Annotated in this window: 20 protein-coding genes; 9 read left to right on the top strand and 11 right to left on the bottom strand. The window is 68.3% G+C overall.

What is annotated here, in order from left to right; genetic code table 11:
• Position 1: 1 nt before the first annotated feature.
• From ACIPQB_RS14200 to ACIPQB_RS14185, 4 genes are all read right to left on the bottom strand, one after another.
• Positions 2-631 (bottom strand): LysE family translocator, encoded by a 630-nt coding sequence (locus ACIPQB_RS14200; RefSeq protein WP_446485888.1) that lies wholly within the window; start codon positions 629-631, stop codon positions 2-4.
• An 81-nt stretch (positions 632-712) separates the two neighbouring features.
• Positions 713-1114, bottom strand: a complete 402-nt coding sequence (gene hisI / locus ACIPQB_RS14195; protein ID WP_446485887.1) for a phosphoribosyl-AMP cyclohydrolase — start codon at positions 1112-1114, stop codon at positions 713-715.
• A gap of 57 nt (positions 1115-1171) precedes the next feature.
• Positions 1172-2701, bottom strand: coding sequence for a UbiD family decarboxylase (locus ACIPQB_RS14190; RefSeq protein WP_446485886.1), 1530 nt, complete (start codon positions 2699-2701; stop codon positions 1172-1174).
• 47 nt (positions 2702-2748) lie between these two features.
• Positions 2749-3768 carry a cupin-like domain-containing protein gene (locus ACIPQB_RS14185; protein WP_446485885.1) on the bottom strand — a complete coding sequence of 340 codons (1020 nt, stop codon included), beginning with the start codon at positions 3766-3768 and terminating at the stop codon, positions 2749-2751.
• A gap of 128 nt (positions 3769-3896) precedes the next feature.
• On the opposite strand from ACIPQB_RS14185, the gene ACIPQB_RS14180 reads away from it, so the two are divergent.
• Positions 3897-5654, top strand: coding sequence for a DUF4153 domain-containing protein (locus ACIPQB_RS14180; protein ID WP_446485884.1), 1758 nt, complete (start codon positions 3897-3899; stop codon positions 5652-5654).
• 71 nt (positions 5655-5725) lie between these two features.
• On the opposite strand, the gene ACIPQB_RS14175 is transcribed toward ACIPQB_RS14180, so the two are convergent.
• Complete coding sequence (locus ACIPQB_RS14175) at positions 5726-7531, bottom strand: ABC transporter ATP-binding protein (RefSeq protein WP_446485883.1); 1806 nt, start codon at positions 7529-7531, stop codon at positions 5726-5728.
• Positions 7532-7539: 8 nt separating this feature from the next.
• Complete coding sequence (locus tag ACIPQB_RS14170) at positions 7540-7818, bottom strand: DUF454 family protein (protein WP_446485882.1); 279 nt, start codon at positions 7816-7818, stop codon at positions 7540-7542.
• 230 nt (positions 7819-8048) lie between these two features.
• Here ACIPQB_RS14170 and ACIPQB_RS14165 point away from each other — a divergent pair, with 230 nt between their 5' ends.
• The 3 genes from ACIPQB_RS14165 (at position 8049) to rnhA (ending at position 9697) form a co-directional block, all read left to right on the top strand.
• On the top strand, positions 8049-8186 hold the full coding sequence (locus ACIPQB_RS14165; RefSeq protein ID WP_446485881.1) for a hypothetical protein: 138 nt from the start codon (positions 8049-8051) through the stop codon (positions 8184-8186).
• Positions 8187-8288: 102 nt separating this feature from the next.
• Positions 8289-9251, top strand: a complete 963-nt coding sequence (gene thrB / locus ACIPQB_RS14160; protein ID WP_446485880.1) for a homoserine kinase — start codon at positions 8289-8291, stop codon at positions 9249-9251.
• The gene (rnhA, locus tag ACIPQB_RS14155; RefSeq protein WP_446485879.1) at positions 9248-9697 is read left to right on the top strand and encodes a ribonuclease HI; all 450 of its coding nucleotides are present in this window, start codon (positions 9248-9250) and stop codon (positions 9695-9697) included. Before thrB ends, rnhA begins: the two co-directional genes overlap by 4 nt.
• An 11-nt stretch (positions 9698-9708) precedes the next feature.
• On the opposite strand, the gene ACIPQB_RS14150 is transcribed toward rnhA, so the two are convergent.
• The gene (locus tag ACIPQB_RS14150; protein WP_446485878.1) at positions 9709-11502 is read right to left on the bottom strand and encodes a glycoside hydrolase family 35 protein; all 1794 of its coding nucleotides are present in this window, start codon (positions 11500-11502) and stop codon (positions 9709-9711) included.
• Between the two features lie 240 nt (positions 11503-11742).
• Here ACIPQB_RS14150 and ACIPQB_RS14145 point away from each other — a divergent pair, with 240 nt between their 5' ends.
• The 4 genes from ACIPQB_RS14145 (at position 11743) to ACIPQB_RS14130 (ending at position 15286) form a co-directional block, all read left to right on the top strand.
• A complete protein-coding gene (locus ACIPQB_RS14145) occupies positions 11743-12387 on the top strand; it encodes a DUF1326 domain-containing protein (protein ID WP_446485877.1) in 645 nt (214 codons plus the stop codon).
• A 1-nt stretch (position 12388) separates the two neighbouring features.
• Positions 12389-13243: a DUF2182 domain-containing protein gene (locus tag ACIPQB_RS14140; protein ID WP_446485876.1), complete on the top strand. Its 855-nt coding sequence runs from the start codon at positions 12389-12391 to the stop codon at positions 13241-13243.
• Positions 13244-13604: 361 nt separating this feature from the next.
• Positions 13605-14528 (top strand): ABC transporter ATP-binding protein, encoded by a 924-nt coding sequence (locus ACIPQB_RS14135; RefSeq protein WP_446485875.1) that lies wholly within the window; start codon positions 13605-13607, stop codon positions 14526-14528.
• A complete protein-coding gene (locus tag ACIPQB_RS14130; protein WP_446485874.1) occupies positions 14525-15286 on the top strand; it encodes an ABC transporter permease in 762 nt (253 codons plus the stop codon). The genes ACIPQB_RS14135 and ACIPQB_RS14130 overlap by 4 nt, the downstream gene beginning before the upstream one ends.
• 4 nt (positions 15287-15290) lie before the next feature.
• Here ACIPQB_RS14130 and ACIPQB_RS14125 read toward each other — a convergent pair whose 3' ends face one another.
• The 3 genes from ACIPQB_RS14125 to ACIPQB_RS14115 are packed head-to-tail and all read right to left on the bottom strand — an operon-like array spanning position 15291 to position 17173.
• A complete protein-coding gene (locus ACIPQB_RS14125) occupies positions 15291-15746 on the bottom strand; it encodes an NfeD family protein (RefSeq protein ID WP_446485873.1) in 456 nt (151 codons plus the stop codon).
• Positions 15747-15750: 4 nt separating this feature from the next.
• Positions 15751-16704, bottom strand: a complete 954-nt coding sequence (locus ACIPQB_RS14120; RefSeq protein ID WP_446485872.1) for an SPFH domain-containing protein — start codon at positions 16702-16704, stop codon at positions 15751-15753.
• Between the two features lie 34 nt (positions 16705-16738).
• On the bottom strand, positions 16739-17173 hold the full coding sequence (locus ACIPQB_RS14115; protein ID WP_446485871.1) for a TIGR02301 family protein: 435 nt from the start codon (positions 17171-17173) through the stop codon (positions 16739-16741).
• Positions 17174-17326: 153 nt separating this feature from the next.
• Between ACIPQB_RS14115 and ACIPQB_RS14110 the strand changes: the two genes are divergently transcribed.
• On the top strand, positions 17327-17536 hold the full coding sequence (locus ACIPQB_RS14110) for a hypothetical protein (protein ID WP_446485870.1): 210 nt from the start codon (positions 17327-17329) through the stop codon (positions 17534-17536).
• A gap of 47 nt (positions 17537-17583) precedes the next feature.
• Here the strand turns inward: ACIPQB_RS14110 and ispH are convergent, their stop codons facing one another.
• The gene (gene ispH, locus ACIPQB_RS14105; RefSeq protein ID WP_446485869.1) at positions 17584-18555 is read right to left on the bottom strand and encodes a 4-hydroxy-3-methylbut-2-enyl diphosphate reductase; all 972 of its coding nucleotides are present in this window, start codon (positions 18553-18555) and stop codon (positions 17584-17586) included.
• Between the last annotated feature and the right edge of the window lie 29 nt (positions 18556-18584).

Here is an 18584-nt window from a genome sequence, read left to right as displayed (position 1 = left end):
CCTACCGCCGCTCCAACGCGATCCGTACGCCGAAGGCCACGAACACCCCGCCGGTCACCCGGTCCAGCCACTTGACCACGCCCGGCGGGCGCAGGGCCTTGGCGATCGGGGCCGTGGCCAGGATCAGTCCGCCGGACCAGGCCAGGCCCATGACCACGTGCATCGAGGCCAGCAGCAGGCCGAAGGCGGCGGGACTGGCGCCGGCCGGAATGAACTGCGGCAGGAACGACACGTAGAACACCCCGACCTTGGGGTTCAGAAGGTTGTTCCAGAAGCCCTTGCCCAGGGCGGCGACCAGTCCGCCGCTCGGCGCCGTCGCGCCCGCTTCGGCGTCAAACCGGGTCCGCGGCTTGCGCAGCAGGTTCACGCCCAGCCAGACCAGATAGGCCGCTCCCGCCCATTTCAGGATCGTGTAGGCGGTGTGCGAGGCGACCAGCAGGGCCCCCGCGCCGAACGCCGCCGCTGCGCCCCAGGCCAGGCAGCCCAGGCCGATCCCCGCCGCCGTGGCCGCCGCTCGCCGCCAGCCCTCGGCCGCCGCCGTGCGCAGCACCAGGGCGGTGTCGAGCCCCGGCGTGATGGTCAGCAGGCCGGCGGCGAGGCTGAAGGCGATCAGGGCCTGGGTGGTGGTCATCGGGCGATCTCCACGCATTCTGCGAACTGTCTGGCCCTCGCCTGCATCGGGGCGGCGCAGTCTGGCCAAATGACCAGAGCCCTATTCCTCGCGCTCGACCAGCGCCCCGTTCTCCCACACCCGGTAGAAGCACGAGCGGAAACCCACGTGGCAGGCGCCGCCGTCGCCTTGCGGGCGGACCTTGATCAGCACGGCGTCCTGGTCGCAGTCGATCCGCAGCTCGGTGACGACCTGCAGCTGGCCGCTGGTCTCGCCCTTCTTCCACAGGGCGTCGCGCGAGCGGCTGAAATAGTGGGCGACGCCGGTGTCCAGGGTCAGCTTCAGGGCCTCGTCGTTCATCCAGGCGAACATCAGGATCTCGCCGGTGTCGGCATGTTGGGCGATGGCGGCGACCAGGCCGTTGGCGTCGAAACGCGGGGCGATGGCCGCGCCGCGCTCCAGGGCGGTCTTGTCGGCGGCGGCGGGGAAGATCGGGGAAGTCATGGGCGACATATGGCGCCGCAAAGTTCCTTCGTCACGCTCGACCTCACGGCCGACCCCCTACTTCCAGATCGGCCGGCCTTCGCCCGGCAGCCCCAGCCGCGCCCACTTCTCGCTGACGGCGTCGATCACCGTCTGGTCCATGCGGATTTCCTGGCCCCATTCGCGATGGGTCTCCGGCGGCAGCTTGTCGGTGGCGTCCAGGCCGATCTTGCTGCCCAGGCCGCTCTCGGGGCTGGCGAAGTCGAGATAGTCGATGGGGGTGTTCTCGATCACCGTGATATCCCGGGCCGGGTCCATCTTGGTGCTGATCGCCCACATCACGTCCTTCCAGTCGCGGGCGTCGATGTCGTGGTCCACGACGATCACCCACTTGGTGTACATGAACTGGCGCAGATAGCTCCAGACGCCGAGCATCACCCGCTTGGCGTGGCCCGGATAGGCCTTCTTCATCGACACCACGGCGATGCGGTAGGAGCAGCCCTCGGGCGGCAGCCAGAAGTCGACGATCTCGGGGAACTGCTGGCGGATCAGCGGGATGAACACCTCGTTCAGCGCTTCTCCGAGCACGGACGGTTCGTCCGGCGGCCGGCCGGTGAAGGTGGTCAGGTAGATCGGATCCTTCCTCATGGTGATCGCCGTCACCTGGAAGACCGGGAACGTCTCGACGCTGTTGTAGTAGCCGGTGTGGTCGCCGTAGGGGCCCTCGTCGGCATATTCGTCGAGCAGCACGTGGCCCTCGATGACGATCTCGGCGTGGGCCGGCACCATCAGCGGCACGGTCTTGGCCGGGACCAGGTCGACCTTGGCCCCGCGCAGCAGACCGGCGAACTGGTATTCGGACAGGGTGTCCGGAACCGGGGTCACGGCGGCCAGGATGGTGCCGGGATCGGCGCCGAGCACGGCGCAGGCGGGCAGGGGCTCACGGTTGCCGGCCTTCTTATGGCGAGCGTAGTGTTGCGCGCCGCCGCGGTGGGCCAGCCAGCGCATGATGCAGCGGTCCTTGCCGATCACCTGCATTCGGTAGATGCCGAGGTTGAAGTCGTCCTCGCGGTCCTTGCCCGGACCCTTGGTGACCACCAGCGGCCAGGTGATCAGCGGGGCTGGCTCGCCCGGCCAGCAGGTCTGGACCGGCAGCTTGCTGAGGTCGATGTCGTCGCCCGTCAGCACCACCTCCTGCACCGCGGCCTTCTTCACCGTCCCGGGGCGCATGGCCATCACGGTCTTGGCCAGGGGCAGCATGTCCAGGGCGTCCTTCAGGCCCTTGGGCGGCTGGGGCTGGCGCAGGAAGGCCAGCAGCTCGCCGACCTCGCGCAGCTCGCCGGCCGTGGTGCGCGGCTCGCCGCCCAGGGTGACGCCCATGGCCACCCGCTTGACCGTGCCGAACAGGTTGGCCAGGGCCGGCATCGGCGAGCGCGAGCCGTCCGGCAGGATCACGTTCTCGAACAGCACCGCCGGCCCGCCGGTGGCCAGCAGGCGCGTTTGGATCTCAGTCATCTCCAGCACGGTCGAGACCGGCTCGGTCACCCGCACCAGCTCCCCCTTCGCCTCGAGGACGTCGATGAATTCGCGAAGCGAGCGATAGGCCATGCGGGACTCCTGAACGGCGCGGAACCTACCCGTTTTTACCGGACTGGCTACGGCGAGTTGAACGCTTGGCTCAGGACGGCGCGCAGACGCGCCACGTGCTGGGGCGTCATCTCGCCCAGCGGACCTCGCCGATCCGGTGGAAGATGGGCCGCCGGATCGCCATGCGCCTCGAAGACGAAGTGGTCGAACATCTCACGCCAGACCTCGCGCTCGGCCAGCGGCAGGCTGCGCACGCTGGCCATGGCATGGACCAGGGCGGTCAAGGGCGGGCCCAGCAGGGCCGGGGTCTCGCTCCACCAGTAATTGATCAGCACCGTGAAGGGATCGAGGGACTCGACATTATGGAACCAGCAATAGGGAATGTAGATCGCGTCGCCGGGCTCCAGTTCGGCGACCTCGGCCGCCGCCAGGGCGGTCGCATAGGCGGGGTAGCGATCCAGGTCGGGTCGGGCCACGTCGACGAGGCTGACCGGCGGCCCGGCCGGGGTGAAGTCGAACGGTCCAAGATAAAGGTTCTTCAGCTGGTCTGGCGGAAACAGGGTGAAGCGCCGTCGGCCGGCCACCGCGCAGGCGATGTTGTAGCTCATATCGAAATGGGTGGCGGTGGTGATGGCGTTGCCGATCCAGATGCGCGGCGCGACCTCGGGACCGACCAGGGCCAGCCGATTGGCCTCGGCGAACCCGGGCAGGAGGTCCGGCGTCGGCGTCGACTGGACCGCGATGGCCGGCGGCCGAGCGACGGGCCTCAGTTCCAGCAGAGCGGCCAGCGCGCGGGACAACGGCATGTCGTCACGATCGAAGTTGAGGCCGCGCAGGTCCGGACTGTAGAAAAACCGCCCGTCGATATTGGCGCTGGCGCTCAACACATTGACGGGCGCGCCGCTGTCCATCGGGCCCAGATAGGCGACCAACGCCTCGTCCGACCGGCGGCCGGCGGCGACAGCGGGCCAATCGGCGACCAGACCCTTGAGGATGGCGGGCTTGCCAGCCGGCAGAATCTCGTCGCGAAACCGCACGGCGTCGACGTCGTGATAATACGAGGTCCGGGACAGAGTAGTCGTGGACAAGCTGCGGCTCCTGGGTGGCCGCCTTCTCGTAGAGCAAGGTTCGGCCGCGCCGCAAGCTCGACCCTAGGCGCCGGTCGCGCTGCATGCTCCTGTCATCCATGGATCGCCAAGGTTGTGAGGGTCCGGCCATGACAGACGCTTCTTTCGGCGCGCCGCTCGACGTCAGTGATCCCCGCGCTGTGCGTCGCGCGACGATCCTCCGCCTAGCCACCGGCCTTATTCAGGGGCTGCTGCTGTACGGCCTCTACCAGGCCGACCAGTCCAAAGTCTGGCCGGCCACCCAGCGCGAGCTCTACGGGGCTCTGCTGCTGGTCGTGCTGTTCACGCCGTTCGTGGTGCTGGCCGGCGTCTCGGCCCTGCGCTGGCGCACCCTGGCGGTCTGGAAGGGCGTGGTCGCCCCGGTCGCCGCCGGCCTCGGCGCCTATGGCGTGTGGAGCGGCGACCCGGCCGCCAGGGGCGTCGACGCCCTGGGGCCGCAGACCTTCTTCGCCGTCGCCGCCCTGGTCTTTATCGGCCATCACTTGGTCGAGCCGGCTGACCTGGAGCGGCGGCGCATCGCCCGCTACGAGGCCTATTTCGACCTCACCTGGAAGCACGGGGTGCAGGGCGCGCTGTCGCTGGGCTTCACCGGGGCTTTCTGGCTGCTGCTGTTCCTGGCCGCGGCCCTGTTCAAGCTGATCGGCGTCGACGCCATCGACAAGCTGATCAAGCACGAGTGGTTCAGCTTCCCCGCCACCACCGTGATGTTCGCCGCCGCCGTCCAGTTGACCGACGTGCGAGCCAATCTGGTGCGCGGCGTGCGGACGGTGGCCCTGACCCTGCTGGCCTGGCTGCTGCCGCTGATGGCCCTGATCGCCGCGGCCTTCCTGCTGACCTTGCCGTTCACCGGCCTGGAGCCGCTGTGGAAAACCAAGAGCGCCACCGCCATCCTGCTGGTCGCCGACGCCTTCCTGATCCTGCTGGCCAACGCCGCCTACCAGGACGGGACCGAGACCACCGCCGCGGTGCTGCGGTGGGCCGCGCGGCTGGCCGGGGTGTTGTTGCTCCCGATCACCGTGCTGGCGGCCTATGGCCTGTCCCTGCGGATCGGCCAGTACGGCCTCAGTCCCGACCGGGTCATCGCCGCCGCCTGCGTGCTGGTCGCGGCCGGCTACGCGGTGGGCTATGCGGTCGCCGCCGTGCGGCCGGGGCCCTGGATGAAGGCGCTGGAGGCCACCAACATCGCCATGGCCTTCGTGGTCATCGCCGTGCTGCTGGCGCTGTTTACGCCGGTGGCGGATCCGAGGCGGCTGTCGGTGGGGGATCAGGTGGCGCGGCTGGAGAGGGGCGAAGTCAAGGCGGAGGCGTTCGACTATCAATTCCTGCGCTTCGACGCCGGCCGCATCGGCCGTAATGCACTTGACCGGCTGAAAACCAACTCGAACGCCGAGATCGCCAAGCGCGCGAAAAGGACGGCGGCCCAGACTGGGCGCTTCTATGACGTCGACCCGGATCATCCTGCGCCGCCCCCGCAGATCACCTTCCATCCCAACGGCGCTCAGCGGCCAAGCGGGTTTCCAGGGCCCGTGAAGGATTTCCCGAATTTCGAAGGGTGTCTGGCCAACGGCGCCGTTTGTGATGGACGACTGCTGGACGTCACCGGCGACGGCCGTCCCGAAGTACTTCTGTCCAGCGGGCGGATGATCGAGGTTTGGGGCGACAACGCCGATGGATCTTGGGGCAAGCTCGGAAGTTTCCAACCATGCGGCGGATTCGACGCGCGCGCGGCTATCCGTGACGGCAAGCTGAGCACAGCCGTGCCGAGGGTCCAGGATCTGGTTTCTCCGGGCGATCGGATGAGCTTCGTGGAGGACACGATACCTTGTCCGCCGCCGGCCAAGCCGTAGCACAGGAAGCTTGTCATCCCGGATCTGCGCCAGGCTTCGCCGGGCTCGTCCGGGATGACACCGAGAGGGCGTTAGGCCACCCCCTCGCTGACCGCATTCAGCCGCGCATAGACCCCGCCCGCCGCCTTCAACTCGCCATGCCGACCTTCCTCAACCACGCGGCCGTTCTGGAACACCAGGATGCGGTCGGCGCCGCGCACGGTCGACAGGCGGTGGGCGATGACGATGGTGGTGCGGCCGGCCATCAGGGCCTCGGCCGCCTCCTGCACCTGGCCCTCGGTCTCGACGTCGAGCGAGGAGGTGGCCTCGTCCATCACCAGGATCGGCGCGTCGGTCAGGAAGGCGCGGGCGATGGCCACCCGCTGGCGCTCGCCGCCCGACAGCTTGATCCCGCGCTCGCCGACCAGGGTGTCGTAGCCCTTCGGCAGGCGCAGGATGAAGTCGTGGGCGCGAGCCTTCTTCGCCGCCTCGACGATCTCCTCATCAGTGGCGTCGGGCCGGCCGTAGGCGATGTTCTCGCGCAGGGTGCGGTGGAACAGGGCTGGGTCCTGCGGCACCACGGCGATGGCGCGACGCAGGCTGCCTTGCGTCACCTGGGCCACGTCCTGGCCGTCGATGACGATGCGGCCGCCCTGCAGGTCGTGCAGCCGCTGGACCAGCCTGACGAAGGTCGACTTGCCCGAGCCGGTCGGTCCGACCAGGGCCACCCGTTCGCCGGGCGCGATCCGCAGTGAGAAATGGTCGTACAGCGGCGCGCCGGCCGACTTGTAGCGGAAGGTGACGTCCTCGAAGGCGATCGCGCCGGGACCCCTGACGAAGTCCGGGGCGCCGGGCGCGTCGGCGATCTGAGGCGCCAGGGTCTCCCAGGCGGCCAGGTCCTCGGTGTCGTCCAGGCCCTTCTGCAGCATGCGGATGTTCTCGCCCATGTTGCGCAGATAGCCGCTCATCAGCAGGAAGGCGGTGATGGCGAAGGCCACGTCGCCGGGGGTGGCTCGGCCCCGGGCCCAGGCGTGGATCATCGCCGCCGTCAGCCCGGCCTGCAGCACGACCAGCAGCAGGTTCTGGCCCAACCAGACATTGGTGAACTTGTGCCAGGTGACCATCACCGCTTCGCGCCAGGCGGCGGTGACCCGGGCGACCTGGGCGCTTTCGCGGGCCTCGGCCCCGAAGCTCTTGACGGTCGGGTTGGAGGTGACGGCGTCGGCCAGGCTGGCGCCGATCTTCGAATCCAGGGCGTTGGACCTCAGGTTGGCGGGCCGCACATAGGCGGTGGTGACGACCAAGTTGACGACGATATAGGCGACGACCACCACCAAGGCGACGATCCCAGCCAATGGCTGGCGCAGCAGCAGCATCACCGACAGCCCAACCAGCACGATCAGGCTGGGGGCCAGCCAGATGGTCACGGCGTCGGTCACGCTGTCATAGCCCCACATCGCCCGGGTCAGCTTGCGCACCGTCGCCCCGGCGAAGCTGTCGGCGTGCCAGTCGGACGAGAAGGCCTGGACGCGGGCGTAGCCCTCGTTGGTCATCTCCTCCATGTTGCGGGCCGCCAGCGGGATCCAGAACCGCATGGCCAGGTTGCGCACCAGCGAAAAGCCCAGATAGACCCCGACGAACCATGCCCAGGCGGTCCAGGCCGCGGACGGCGCATGCGAGCCGCCGGCGCCGGCGCCTTGCGAGACCGTGTCGATCAGCCGGCCCGAGGCCCAGGGCAGGGCCAGGTCGAAGCCGATCGCCGCCAGGGTCAGGATCGCGCCGGCGATGAACAGGCCTTTGCGACGCCACCAGAACCGCGCGATGAAGCCCAACACCTTGGCGTTGCTCAAGGCCCGGCGGCGGTCGACGTCATCCTGGTTTTCGATCGCGTCGGTCATGGTGGACGCTAGATAGGGCTTCGCCGCCTTTTCCGCGAGCCGCCGAACGGCCGCCAGCGCAGGTACCAGCGGATCGCCGGCCCGACCACCGGGGTGCGCAGCAGCGGCCGCACCGCGTGGGGCCGGGTCTTCAGGAAGCACAGCACCGCCCCGATCCAGAACACCGTGGTCGGCAGGCCGGGCGTGACGATCCCCACCGCGCCGATCGCGACCAGGCTTCCGCCCAGCCCGTCCAGCGCCCAGCGGACCGGGCGGGACAGGCGGCGGTGCGGCGGGCGGAGGGTCATTGCAGCCAATGTGGTCGATCCGGCGCGGCTTCGCCAGACCACGATGTCTGGTAGTGTTCTGGCGCGGCGAGACTGTAGGGTTGCGGCCTCGGCGCGGCGGGAAACTTGGACGCTGCGGTCTACAAATTCCCCCATAAAAACAAGGGACTTGCGGAACTCGTCCGGCGATGCGACGCTTTCTTCAACGGCAGTCCGGGCGTCAGACCCGGAGCCGGCTGAGGAAACGACAGATGACCCCGCAAGATGTCATGGGCCTGACCCCGCCGCGCGGCATGTTGGCCCTGATCGCCATGATCCTGACGTCGATGGCGGCCTGTTTCTGGACCTCGGAAGCCGAGGTTCAGGCCGAACATCTTCGCCAGGACTGATCCGGCGACGCATCAAGGCGCCGTCCCGCTTGAACCGGCTTAATCGGCGTTTGCCGCAGGAGCGCACTTGACCGCCGGCGCCGCCTCGCCCATCCCCGCGCCATGGCCGTCTATACCGACATCACCGACGAAGAACTCGCCGCCTTCCTGGGCGATTACGACCTGGGCCAGGCCCTGGCGTTCAAAGGCATCGCCGAGGGGGTGGAGAACTCCAACTTCCTGCTGGAGACCGAGGCCGGGCGATTCATCCTGACCGTCTATGAGCGCCGCGCCCGGCCCGAGGACCTGCCCTATTTCCTCGACCTGATGCGCTGGCTGGCCGATCGCGGCTATCCCAGCGCCAAGCCGATCGCCGATCGGGCGGGCGCCAGCCTGAAGACCATCCGCGGCAAGCCGGCCGCCCTGGTCGAGTTCCTGCCCGGCCTGTCGGCCCGCCGGCCCACCGTCGCCCATTGCCGCGAGGCGGGCGAGGGACTGGCCTGGCTGCACCTGGCCGGCGAGGGCTATCCCGGCCGTCGCGCCAACGACCTGGGCCAGCCGCACTGGGCTCCGCTGTTTTCCAAGCACCGCCAGGCGGCCGAGGCCCTCAAGCCCGGCCTGGCGGGAACCATCGACAAGGATCTGGCCGAGCTGGCCCTGGCCTGGCCGCGCGGCCTGCCGTCCGGAACCATCCACGCCGACTACTTCCCCGACAACGTGTTCTTCCGGCCCGACGGCAAGTTCGCCGCGGCGATCGACTTCTACTTCGCCTGCGACGACGCTTTGGCTTATGACGTCGCCGTGACCCTGAACGCCTGGTGCTTCGAGGCCGACGGCAGCTTCAACATCACCGCCGCCCGGGCCCTGGTCGCCGGCTACGAGCGCCGCCGGCCGCTGAGCCCGGCCGAGCGCGCGGCCATTCCGCTCCTGGCCCGCGGCGCGGCCATGCGCTTCTTCCTGACCCGCCTGGCCGACTGGGGCGCGACCCCGGCAGGGGCCCTGGTCAAGCCCAAGGACCCGCTGGAATACGAGCGCAAGCTGGCCGTCCATCGCGAGGGCCTCAGCCTGTTCGGGGCCGGCGCATGACCCCCAAGCTGGTGATCTATACCGACGGCGCCTGCCGCGGGAATCCGGGCCCCGGCGGCTGGGGCGCCCTGCTGATGTATGGCGACAAGAAGAAGGAGATCATGGGCGGCGAGTTGGCGACCACCAACAACCGCATGGAGCTGATGGCCGCCATCCAGGCCCTGGAAGCGCTGAACAAGCCGACCAAGGCCGAGCTGCATACCGACAGCCAATACGTGATGAAGGGCGTCACCCAGTGGATCCATGGCTGGAAGGCCAAGGGCTGGAAGACCGCCGACAAGAGTCCGGTCAAGAACGTCGACCTCTGGCAGCGCCTAGACGCCGCCCGGGCCCGCCATGAGGTCGACTGGCGCTGGGTCAAGGGCCACGCCGGCCACGTCCACAACGAACGGGCCGACGAGCTGGCGCGGCTGGGTATGCTGAAGGCGTTGGGTGAGAAGCGTTAAAGACCTGACGGCTACTGCGCCTCGCGTTTTGTGGTGACCTTCCCGAAGACCGGGGCCTTTACGGTGGCCAGGCGGTCGGTGGCGTCGCCCGTCAGATCGAAGAAGACAATCCGGTTAGCGCCGCGCTGCATCCACGGCGCCGGCGCGTACAGCGTATGCACGGGTCCGATCGACCAGAACCGGCCCAGATTGTGCGCGCCGAGCCAAAGCTGGCCTTTGTGAAGGCCGCGCATGTCCAGATAGGTGTCCGCCGGCTGATCCACCGTCATCTCGGCTTCGTAGAAGCAGGGGCCGACGCAGGGTTGGGCGGTCATGCGCAGCTTGGACAGATCGTCCATCGGCAAGCGGAACATGCTCCAGTCGTCCAGGAGCGCGCCGTCCAGGGTGACGGCGCCGGTCAGTCCCGTCTGCTCGGTGCGGATGGCATGCGAATAGTTGATGCGTCCGGTGTTCTCGACCAGGATGTCGAGCGTGGCGGGTCCGGCCCGCTGGGGCAGCTCCACCGTTTCCTGGCCGAGACGACGATCCAGCGTTCCGACCAGCTTCTGGTCGACATAGACCTGGGCGTAGCTGTGCATGCCCTTCAGGACCAGGGCGCCGGCCTGCCCTTTGGCGAGGCGGACCCGGTAGAGGACGTAGCCGTAGTTCTGGTCCAGTTCCTCGAAGGTCAGCGGCCGCTTGGCGCGGACCGGGTCGGGAAGGTTGCGCCATAGCGAGGCGCTGCGCCGGACCGGAGAGACCGGGAAGGTGGCGGCGACGCTCGGCGCGGGCGTCGGCGCGGCCGGCTTGCCCGTGACCTCGGCGATGACCGAGGCCAGCAGGCCGTACTTGTAGCGGGGGTTGCCGGCCTCATCGAGCGGCGCGTCATAGTCGTAGCTGGTGGTGTCCGGATGGTAGTCGGTCCCGGTGTGCGAATCCGCGCCGTTCATCCAGCCGAACGTGGTGCCGCCGTGGAACATGTACAGCGACACCGAATAGCCGCGCTTCAACATGAAGCCCAGCTCTTCGGCCTCCTTGCGGCCGTCGGTCTCGTGATGGTCCTCGCCCCATTTGTCGAACCACCCCGCCCAATATTCGCCGACCATCCGCACGCCGTCGGGCCGGAACGCCTCAAGCTTGGCGACAGCATTCTCGGCTCCGCCCGAGCCGAAGTTCACCACGGAAGGCAGATGGGGCAGGGACCCCTTGGCGAGGTCGGACGCCTGGTTGGACGTGAACAGCACGCCATTGGCCAGCCCGGCCCGGCGGTAGGTCGCCTCCAGCCCTTCCAGATAGGCCTTGTCGTCGCCGAACGCGCCGTACTCGTTCTCCAACTGCACCGCGATGATGGGGCCGCCATTGCGCAGCAGCAGCGGCTTGACCTCCTGGCCCAGCCGCAACATCCACCGCTCGACCGCGGCGGTGTACTTGGGATCAGTCGAGCGCAGGACGAGGCTGCGGTCCTTCAGCAGCCACGACGGATAGCCGCCGAGCTCCCATTCAGCGCACACATAGGGGCCCGGCCGCAGGATCACGTCGAGCCCTTCGGCCTGGGCGGCGCGGATGAACGCGGCCAGATCGTTCTGGCCGGTGAAGTCGTAGACCCCGGGACGCGGCTCATGCGCGTTCCAGAACGCATAGGTGGTGATGGTGTTCAGACCCATCGCCTTGGCCTTGCGCAGGCGGTCGCGCCAATAGGCGCGCGGAATGCGGACATAGTGCATCTCGGCCGAAATGACCTGGTAAGGCTTGCCGTCCTTCAGGAACCCCGCGCCGCTGACCACGAAGCTGTGCGTCGGCGGGCTGGGTTGCGCCCTGGCGGGCAACGACGACAGCGCCGATGCCGAGAGCGCCGCGCATAACATCAATCGAACAGCCAGCTTCACATGTCTCTCCCGCCGTGGTCGTTTGGAATCGAATTTGTCCGACAAGACGACCTTACTTTAGCGAGGGCGGGCCCGGCTAGGGCCTGCTTCTCGGCGCGTCGTCATCGGCTGCAAGCGCGGCCGAAGCTGGTCCATGGGTCCGATGTGGCGTAACGTCGTTCTTCTTGGAGGAGATCCGCGATGACGCCTTGGGAACTCAAGGGCCGGGAGCTCGTCAACTGCACCTGCGAGTACGGCTGCAACTGCCAATTCAACGCCCTGCCCGACAAGGGTCACTGCCACGCCGTGGCCGGGATCCTGGTCGAGGCCGGCCATTTCGGCGACACCCGCCTCGACGGGACGAGGATCGCGGCGATCTTCAAATGGCCGGGACCGATCCACGAGGGCCATGGCGAGGCGATCGCCTTCGTCAATGAGGAGGCCGCCCCCGCCCAGCGCGAGGGCCTGCTGCGGATCATGACCGGCCAGGACACCGCGCCGTTCGCCACCATGTTCGCGGTGTTCGCCTCGACGGTGACGAAGATGCACGAACCGGTGTTCACCCGGATCGACATCGAGGTCGACGTCGACGCCCGCAAGGGCCGGGTCTTCGTGCCCGACTACATCGAGATGACCGGTCGGCCGATCGTCAACGCCGTGACCGGCGCGGAGTCCCGGGCCCAGATCGTGCTGCCCGCCGGCTTCGAATATGAGCTGGCCGAGATTGGCAGCGCCACCAGCCGGACCGGCGGTCCGGTCCTGGTGCAGATCGATGACAAGTATGCCCAGTTCGCTCAGCTGCACATGAACAATGACGGCCTGATCCGTTCGCGGGCCGCGGCCTGAGGTGGCGGACGCGGGCCGCGCGGCGCTGCTGGAGCGCCTGCTGCGGCGCGACCGGCTGATCACCGCCGGCGGACTGGTCCTGCTTTGCGCCCTGGCCTGGCTCTATGTGCTGACCGGCGCGGGGCTGGGCATGAGCGCCTGGGACATGACCGCCCTGTCGCTGTTCCCGCACAAGGCGGCCGAGGCCTCAAGCGCCATGGCCATGGCTCCCGGCATGACCATGGATCCGCCGGCCTGGAGCCCCGGCCTCTGGATCCTGACCGCCGCCATGTGGGGAACGATGATGGTGGCGATGATGCTCCCCAGCGCCGTCCCGGCCATCTTGCTGTACGGGCAGGTGCACCGCCGGGCCGTCGCCAACGACCAGGGGACGGAGGTGGCTCCGGCCTGGATGTTCGCGGCGGGCTACCTGCTGGTGTGGTTCGCCTTCTCGCTGGCGGCGGAGGTCCTCTACTGGGGCTTGGAGCGCCCAGGCCTGATCTCGATGGCGACCATGGGCTCGCGCAGCCGCTGGCTGTCGGCGGGAGTGCTGGCGGCCGCCGGGCTCTACCAGTTGTCGCCGCTGCAGACCGTCTGCCTCAGCCATTGCCGCTCGCCCGCCGCCTTCCTGTCGCGCCATTGGCGGCCGGGCCGGTTTGGCGCCGTCCGGTTGGGCGTCGTGCATGGCGTGTACTGCCTGGGCTGCTGCTGGCTGCTGATGGCGCTGCTGTTCGTCGGCGGGGTGATGAACCTGGCCTGGATCGCCGCCCTGACCCTGCTGGTCCTGGCCGAGAAGCTGCTGCCCGGCGGCCCGTGGGTCGCCCGCGCGGCCGGCGTGACGCTGCTGGCCTGGGGCGTCGCGACGCTGCTGGTGTGAAGGGCGGCAGGGCCCGAAACCGGCCGCAAACCCCTGTCGCGCCCGCCCAACCGCAACAAGGTTGAACACCTGAAACGATTCGACCTTGAAATGACCTTGGTCGCGCCGTTGCAAAGCCCGGTTCGGATCCCAATCTCTAATTCGACGCGGACAACCCGGCTCCTTCCCCCCGGCCGGCCCCAGCGTCCATATCGCGAAAGCGCAGCGTCCGTGCCTCTCCCCCGGCACGGGCGCTGTTCTCGTTCCGCGACCGAGAAACTTCGCTCATATGGCGGTTGAGCCCTAGCCAAGCCGGCGTCCGCGCCCCATCTCGCTCGGGCGGCGGCGCTTTAACGCCCCGACGCGGCGATCCAGGGGCCCCATGGCGATCATTTCCGTATCCGGTCTGACCAAGACCTATGCTTCCGGCCACCAGGCCTTGAAGCGCGTCGATCTCGACATCCGTCCGGGCGAGATCTTCGCCCTGCTGGGTCCGAACGGGGCCGGCAAGACGACGCTGATCAGCATCATCTGCGGCATCGTCAATCCCAGCACCGGCACGGTGACGGCCGACGGCCACGACGTGGTCAGGGACTACCGCGCCGCTCGCAGCAAGATCGGTCTGGTGCCGCAGGAGCTGCACACCGACGCCTTCGAGACCGTCTGGGCCACGGTGCGTTTCAGCCGCGGCCTGTTCGGCAAGCCGCGCAACGACGCCCATATCGAGAAGATTCTGCGCGACCTGTCCCTGTGGGACAAGAAGGACAGCAAGATCATGGCGCTGTCAGGCGGCATGAAGCGACGGGTGATGATCGCCAAGGCCCTCAGCCACGAGCCGACCATCCTGTTCCTCGACGAGCCCACCGCCGGCGTCGACGTCGAGCTGCGGCGCGACATGTGGGAGATGGTCCGCAGGCTGCGTGAAAGCGGCGTCACCATCATCCTGACCACCCACTATATCGACGAGGCCGAGGAGATGGCCGACCGCATCGGGGTGATCAGCAAGGGCGAGATCATCCTGGTCGAGGACAAGGACGTCCTGATGCGCAAGCTGGGCAAGAAGCAGCTGACTCTGCAGTTGCAGAGCCCGCTGGAGGCCGTGCCCCGGGGCCTGGCGGACCTGCCGCTGGAGCTGGCGGCCGACGGCCACGAGCTGATCTACACCTTCGACGCCCAGGCCGAGGAGACCGGCATCGCCGGCCTGCTGCGGCGGCTGGGCGAGCAGGGCGTCGACTTCAAGGACCTGCACACCAGCCAGAGTTCGCTGGAAGAAATCTTCGTCAGCCTGGTGAGGGACGGACAATGAACCTTCACGCCATCAAGGCCATCTATCGCTTCGAGATGGCGCGCTGGTTCCGCACCCTGGCCCAGAGCGTGATCTCGCCGGTGCTGTCGACCTCGCTGTACTTCGTGGTGTTCGGCTCGGCGATCGGCTCGCGGATGCAGTCGATCGACGGGGTCAGCTACGGCGCCTACATCGTGCCGGGCCTGATCATGCTGTCGCTGCTGGGCGAGAGCATCTCCAACGCCTCGTTCGGCATCTACATGCCCAAATGGGCGGGCACGATCTATGAGCTGCTGTCGGCCCCGGTATCGTGGCTCGAGACGGTGATCGGCTATGTCGGGGCGGCGACGACCAAGTCGGTGTGCCTGGGCCTGCTGATCCTGGCCACCGCCCGGCTGTTCGTGCCGTTCGAGATCCTGCACCCGTTCTGGATGCTGGGCTTCCTGGTCCTGACCGCGGTGACCTTCAGCCTGTTCGGCTTCGTGATCGGGGTCTGGGCCAACGATTTCCAGAAGCTGCAGATCGTGCCGGCCCTGGTGATCACCCCCCTGACCTTCCTGGGCGGCAGCTTCTATTCGATCAGCATGCTGCCGCCGATCTGGCAGAAGATCACCCTGTTCAACCCCGTGGTCTATCTAGTCAGCGGCTTCCGCTGGGCCTTCTACGGGGTGTCGGACATCGGGGTCGTCGTCAGCTTCGGCGCGATCCTGGTCTTCCTGGCCGTCTGCCTGGCGACGGTGTGGTGGATCTTCCGGACTGGGTATCGGCTAAAGACCTAGAGGGTCATCGCACCGTCAGCACGGCCCCCTCGACGGCGACCACCAGGACCTTCTGGCCCGGCGCCGGCTGCGCGCCGTCCTCGGCGATCGCGGCCCATTCCTTGCCGTCGGCGAACACCCGGCCGCGGCCGTGCTCGAACGCCCCGACCACCTCGCCGTCGCGGCCGATCAGCCGCAGGGCCGGGTCGTTGAGGGCGGGGCTGGCCGGGCCGTCGAGGGCCGGGCGCAGGTACTTGCGGGCCAGATAGGTCGTGGCGATGGTCAGCAGCGCGAACAGGCCCACCTCGACCGGTGGGCCGGGCGGCGCGAACAGCGTCAGCAGGCCGACCAACCCAGCACTGGCGGCCGGCCACAGCAGCCAGCCGCTGCCGGTGGCCACCTCGATCGCCAGGAAGATCGCCGCCGCCGCCAGCCACACCCAGAACGGATGGGTGGCGTAGAACAGCATCAGGCCATGCATCGGCTCAGACTCCGCGCCGCGGCGTCGGCGGGACCACGGTGCGCGGGCCATCGCCCCCGCCCAGGGTCTTCACCAGTTCGGCGACCCCGGCCACCGTGCCGGTCAGGCCCGCGAAGTCGGCCGGGACGATCACGGTCTTGGCGTTGGGCGACTTGGCCAGCTCGCCGAAGGCTTCGACATATTTCTGGGCGATGAAATAGTTGATGGCGTTGACGTCGCCCTTGGAGATGGCCTCGGACACGAAGGCCGTCGCCTTGGCTTCCGCCTCGGCCGAGCGTTCGCGGGCCTCGGCCGTGCGGAACGCGGCTTCCTTGCGGCCCTCGGCCTCGAGGATGGCGGCCTGCTTCTGGCCCTCGGCCCGGGCGATCGCCGACTGCTTCTCGCCCTCGGCCTCGGTGATCACCGCCCGCTTTTCGCGCTCGGCCTTCATCTGGCGGGCCATGGCGTTGGTGATGTCCGGCGGCGGGGTCAGGTCCTTGATCTCGATGCGGGTGACCTTGACGCCCCACGGGCCGGTGGCGTGGTCGATGGTCGACAGCAGGCGGCTGTTGATCTGGTCACGCTGGCTGAGCACCTCGTCCAGCTCCATCGAGCCGACCACGGTGCGCAGATTGGTCTGCGACAGCTGGGTGATGGCGTACATCAGGTTGTCGACCCGATAGGCGGCCTGCGAGGCGTCCATCACCTGGATGAAGACGATGGCGTCGACCTTCACCGAGACGTTGTCCTTGGTGATCACCTCCTGCTGGGGCACGTCGAGGACCTGCTCCATCATGTTGACCCGCCGGCCGATGGTCTCGAAGAACGGCGTCAGGATGCTGATGCCGGGCCTGAGCGTTCGAGTGTAGCGGCCGAACCGCTCGACGGTGAATTCGCGCCCCTGGGGCACGATGATGATCACCTTCAAGACCAGGAAGATCGCCAGCGCCACCAGCGCCAGCGGTACGAGATAAGACATCACGACAGGCGCCTCCCACAACCGATGGGGGAGACTAGCGCGCCGCTTCGCCGTCCGCCATGGAATCCGGTTCGGCCGGTTCGGGGGCCGTGGTCCGCATCGACCGGGCCAGCTGGGCGGCCAGGGCCTGGCCGTGGCGGGCGCTGTCCTGCTCGGCCCGGCGGCTGGCCTCGTCGCAGGCCGGGAACTCGCCCTGGCGGGCGGCGAAACCGGTATTGAACCGGTCGCGCAGCTGGGCGTCGAAGGCCTGGTCGGCCTTTTCCACCTCGGCCAGCCGCACCATCCGCGCCCGCCAGTACTGGTCGGCCGGACCTTCGCACAGCTGCCGCAGGGCGTGGCTCTCGCCGAGGGTGAAGGCCAGGTCGAGCAACTTCTGGCGTTCGACCGGACCCCGGTCCTGGGCCAGGACGGCGGCCGTCGGGACCAGCAGGGGCAGGGCGAGAAGGGCGGCGAACAATGGGCGGTTCATGACCGCACTATCCTCATCGCGGGCGGCCTTGTCACCGCCTCGCCGCCGGGTGATTCGGAAAGGCCTTGCGATGGCGACCGATCGGAGCGACCCTGTGGATAAGCCAGCCAAAGAGCTGTGGATAACGCAGAAGCTAAAGCAGGGAGGTCGACCATGGCTGAAGTGCATTATGGAGTCGTTCGCGTCGGAACAACCTGGTCGATCATCGGCGACCAGTTGCGGGTCGGGACCTACGCCACCCGCGATCAGGCCGAGAGCGCGGCCCGGCGTCTGGCCGAACAGACCACGGGCGTCGGCCTTCCGGTGCGGATGCACCTGCAGGACGACATGGGCCAGCTGCACAGGCCGACCCTGCTGAGTTGAAGATCAGGCCGTTCGATGTCCCACAGCCAGCTGGAAAGCGGCGGGGTTCAGCTCGTCAGCAGGCGCGGCAGCTTGAAGGTCACCGTTTCCCGGGCCTCGACCAGTTCCTCGACGGTCAGGTCGTAGCGAGCGGCGATCGCGTCGATCACGCCCTGCACCAGGTCCTCCGGGGCCGAGGCTCCGGCGGTGACCCCGACGGCGGCGACGCCTTCGAACCAACTCCAATCGATGCCGCGGGCGTCGTCGATCAGGTGGGCGTCCTGGGCGCCGGCGCGTCGCCCGACCTCCATCAGCCGCACGGAATTGGACGAATTCGTCGAGCCGACCACCAGGATCAAGTCGGAAACCCCCGCCAGCATCTTCACCGCCTCCTGGCGGTTGGTGGTGGCGTAGCAGATGTCTTCCTTGTGCGGGGCGGCGATGCCCGGGAAGCGCGCCTTCAGGGTGTCGACCATCTCAGCCGTGTCGTCGACCGACAGGGTGGTCTGGGTCAGGAAGGCGACATTGCCGGCGTCTTTAGGAACCCAGGCGCGGGCGTCGTCGATGTCCTCGATCAGGGTCACCACGCCCTCGGGCAGCTGGCCCATGGTGCCGACCACCTCGGGATGGCCGGCATGGCCGATCAGCACGATCTCGCGCCCGGCGTCATAATGCTTCTGGGCCTCGACATGGACCTTGGAGACCAGCGGGCAGGTGGCGTCGAGATAGACCATCTCGCGAGCCTTGGCCGTGGCCGGCACCGACTTGGGCACGCCATGGGCCGAGAACACCACGGGGCGGTCGTCGGGGGCCTCGTCCAGTTCCTCGATGAACACCGCGCCCATGGCTTTGAGGCGATCGACCACGTGGCGGTTGTGGACGATCTCATGGCGCACATAGACGGGGGCGCCGAACTTCTCGATCGTCCGTTCGACGATCTGGATCGCCCGGTCGACGCCAGCGCAAAAGCCGCGCGGACTGGCCAGGACGACACGGAGCGGACGGCGGCCGGAGGGCGGGATCGGCGAATGGGCGTTCATGCCCCGAACCTAAGGGTTCCGCGCCCTTC

The organism is Caulobacter sp. LARHSG274, assembly GCF_052871235.1.
This window is presented reverse-complemented; position numbering and strand designations above follow the sequence as displayed.

Bases quoted from the DNA above. Each gene is read 5' to 3' on its own strand.
- ACIPQB_RS14200 (WP_446485888.1), bottom strand. From the start codon at position 631: ATGACCACCACCCAGGCCCTGATCGCCTTCAGCCTCGCCGCCGGCCTG.
- hisI (WP_446485887.1), bottom strand. From the start codon at position 1,114: ATGACTTCCCCGATCTTCCCCGCCGCCGCCGACAAGACCGCCCTGGAG.
- ACIPQB_RS14190 (WP_446485886.1), bottom strand. From the start codon at position 2,701: ATGGCCTATCGCTCGCTTCGCGAATTCATCGACGTCCTCGAGGCGAAG.
- ACIPQB_RS14180 (WP_446485884.1), top strand. From the start codon at position 3,897: ATGACAGACGCTTCTTTCGGCGCGCCGCTCGACGTCAGTGATCCCCGC.
- ACIPQB_RS14175 (WP_446485883.1), bottom strand. From the start codon at position 7,531: ATGACCGACGCGATCGAAAACCAGGATGACGTCGACCGCCGCCGGGCC.
- ACIPQB_RS14170 (WP_446485882.1), bottom strand. From the start codon at position 7,818: ATGACCCTCCGCCCGCCGCACCGCCGCCTGTCCCGCCCGGTCCGCTGG.
- ACIPQB_RS14165 (WP_446485881.1), top strand. From the start codon at position 8,049: ATGACCCCGCAAGATGTCATGGGCCTGACCCCGCCGCGCGGCATGTTG.
- thrB (WP_446485880.1), top strand. From the start codon at position 8,289: ATGGCCGTCTATACCGACATCACCGACGAAGAACTCGCCGCCTTCCTG.
- rnhA (WP_446485879.1), top strand. From the start codon at position 9,248: ATGACCCCCAAGCTGGTGATCTATACCGACGGCGCCTGCCGCGGGAAT.
- ACIPQB_RS14145 (WP_446485877.1), top strand. From the start codon at position 11,743: ATGACGCCTTGGGAACTCAAGGGCCGGGAGCTCGTCAACTGCACCTGC.
- ACIPQB_RS14135 (WP_446485875.1), top strand. From the start codon at position 13,605: ATGGCGATCATTTCCGTATCCGGTCTGACCAAGACCTATGCTTCCGGC.
- ACIPQB_RS14130 (WP_446485874.1), top strand. From the start codon at position 14,525: ATGAACCTTCACGCCATCAAGGCCATCTATCGCTTCGAGATGGCGCGC.
- ACIPQB_RS14125 (WP_446485873.1), bottom strand. From the start codon at position 15,746: ATGCATGGCCTGATGCTGTTCTACGCCACCCATCCGTTCTGGGTGTGG.
- ACIPQB_RS14120 (WP_446485872.1), bottom strand. From the start codon at position 16,704: ATGTCTTATCTCGTACCGCTGGCGCTGGTGGCGCTGGCGATCTTCCTG.
- ACIPQB_RS14115 (WP_446485871.1), bottom strand. From the start codon at position 17,173: ATGAACCGCCCATTGTTCGCCGCCCTTCTCGCCCTGCCCCTGCTGGTC.
- ACIPQB_RS14110 (WP_446485870.1), top strand. From the start codon at position 17,327: ATGGCTGAAGTGCATTATGGAGTCGTTCGCGTCGGAACAACCTGGTCG.
- ispH (WP_446485869.1), bottom strand. From the start codon at position 18,555: ATGAACGCCCATTCGCCGATCCCGCCCTCCGGCCGCCGTCCGCTCCGT.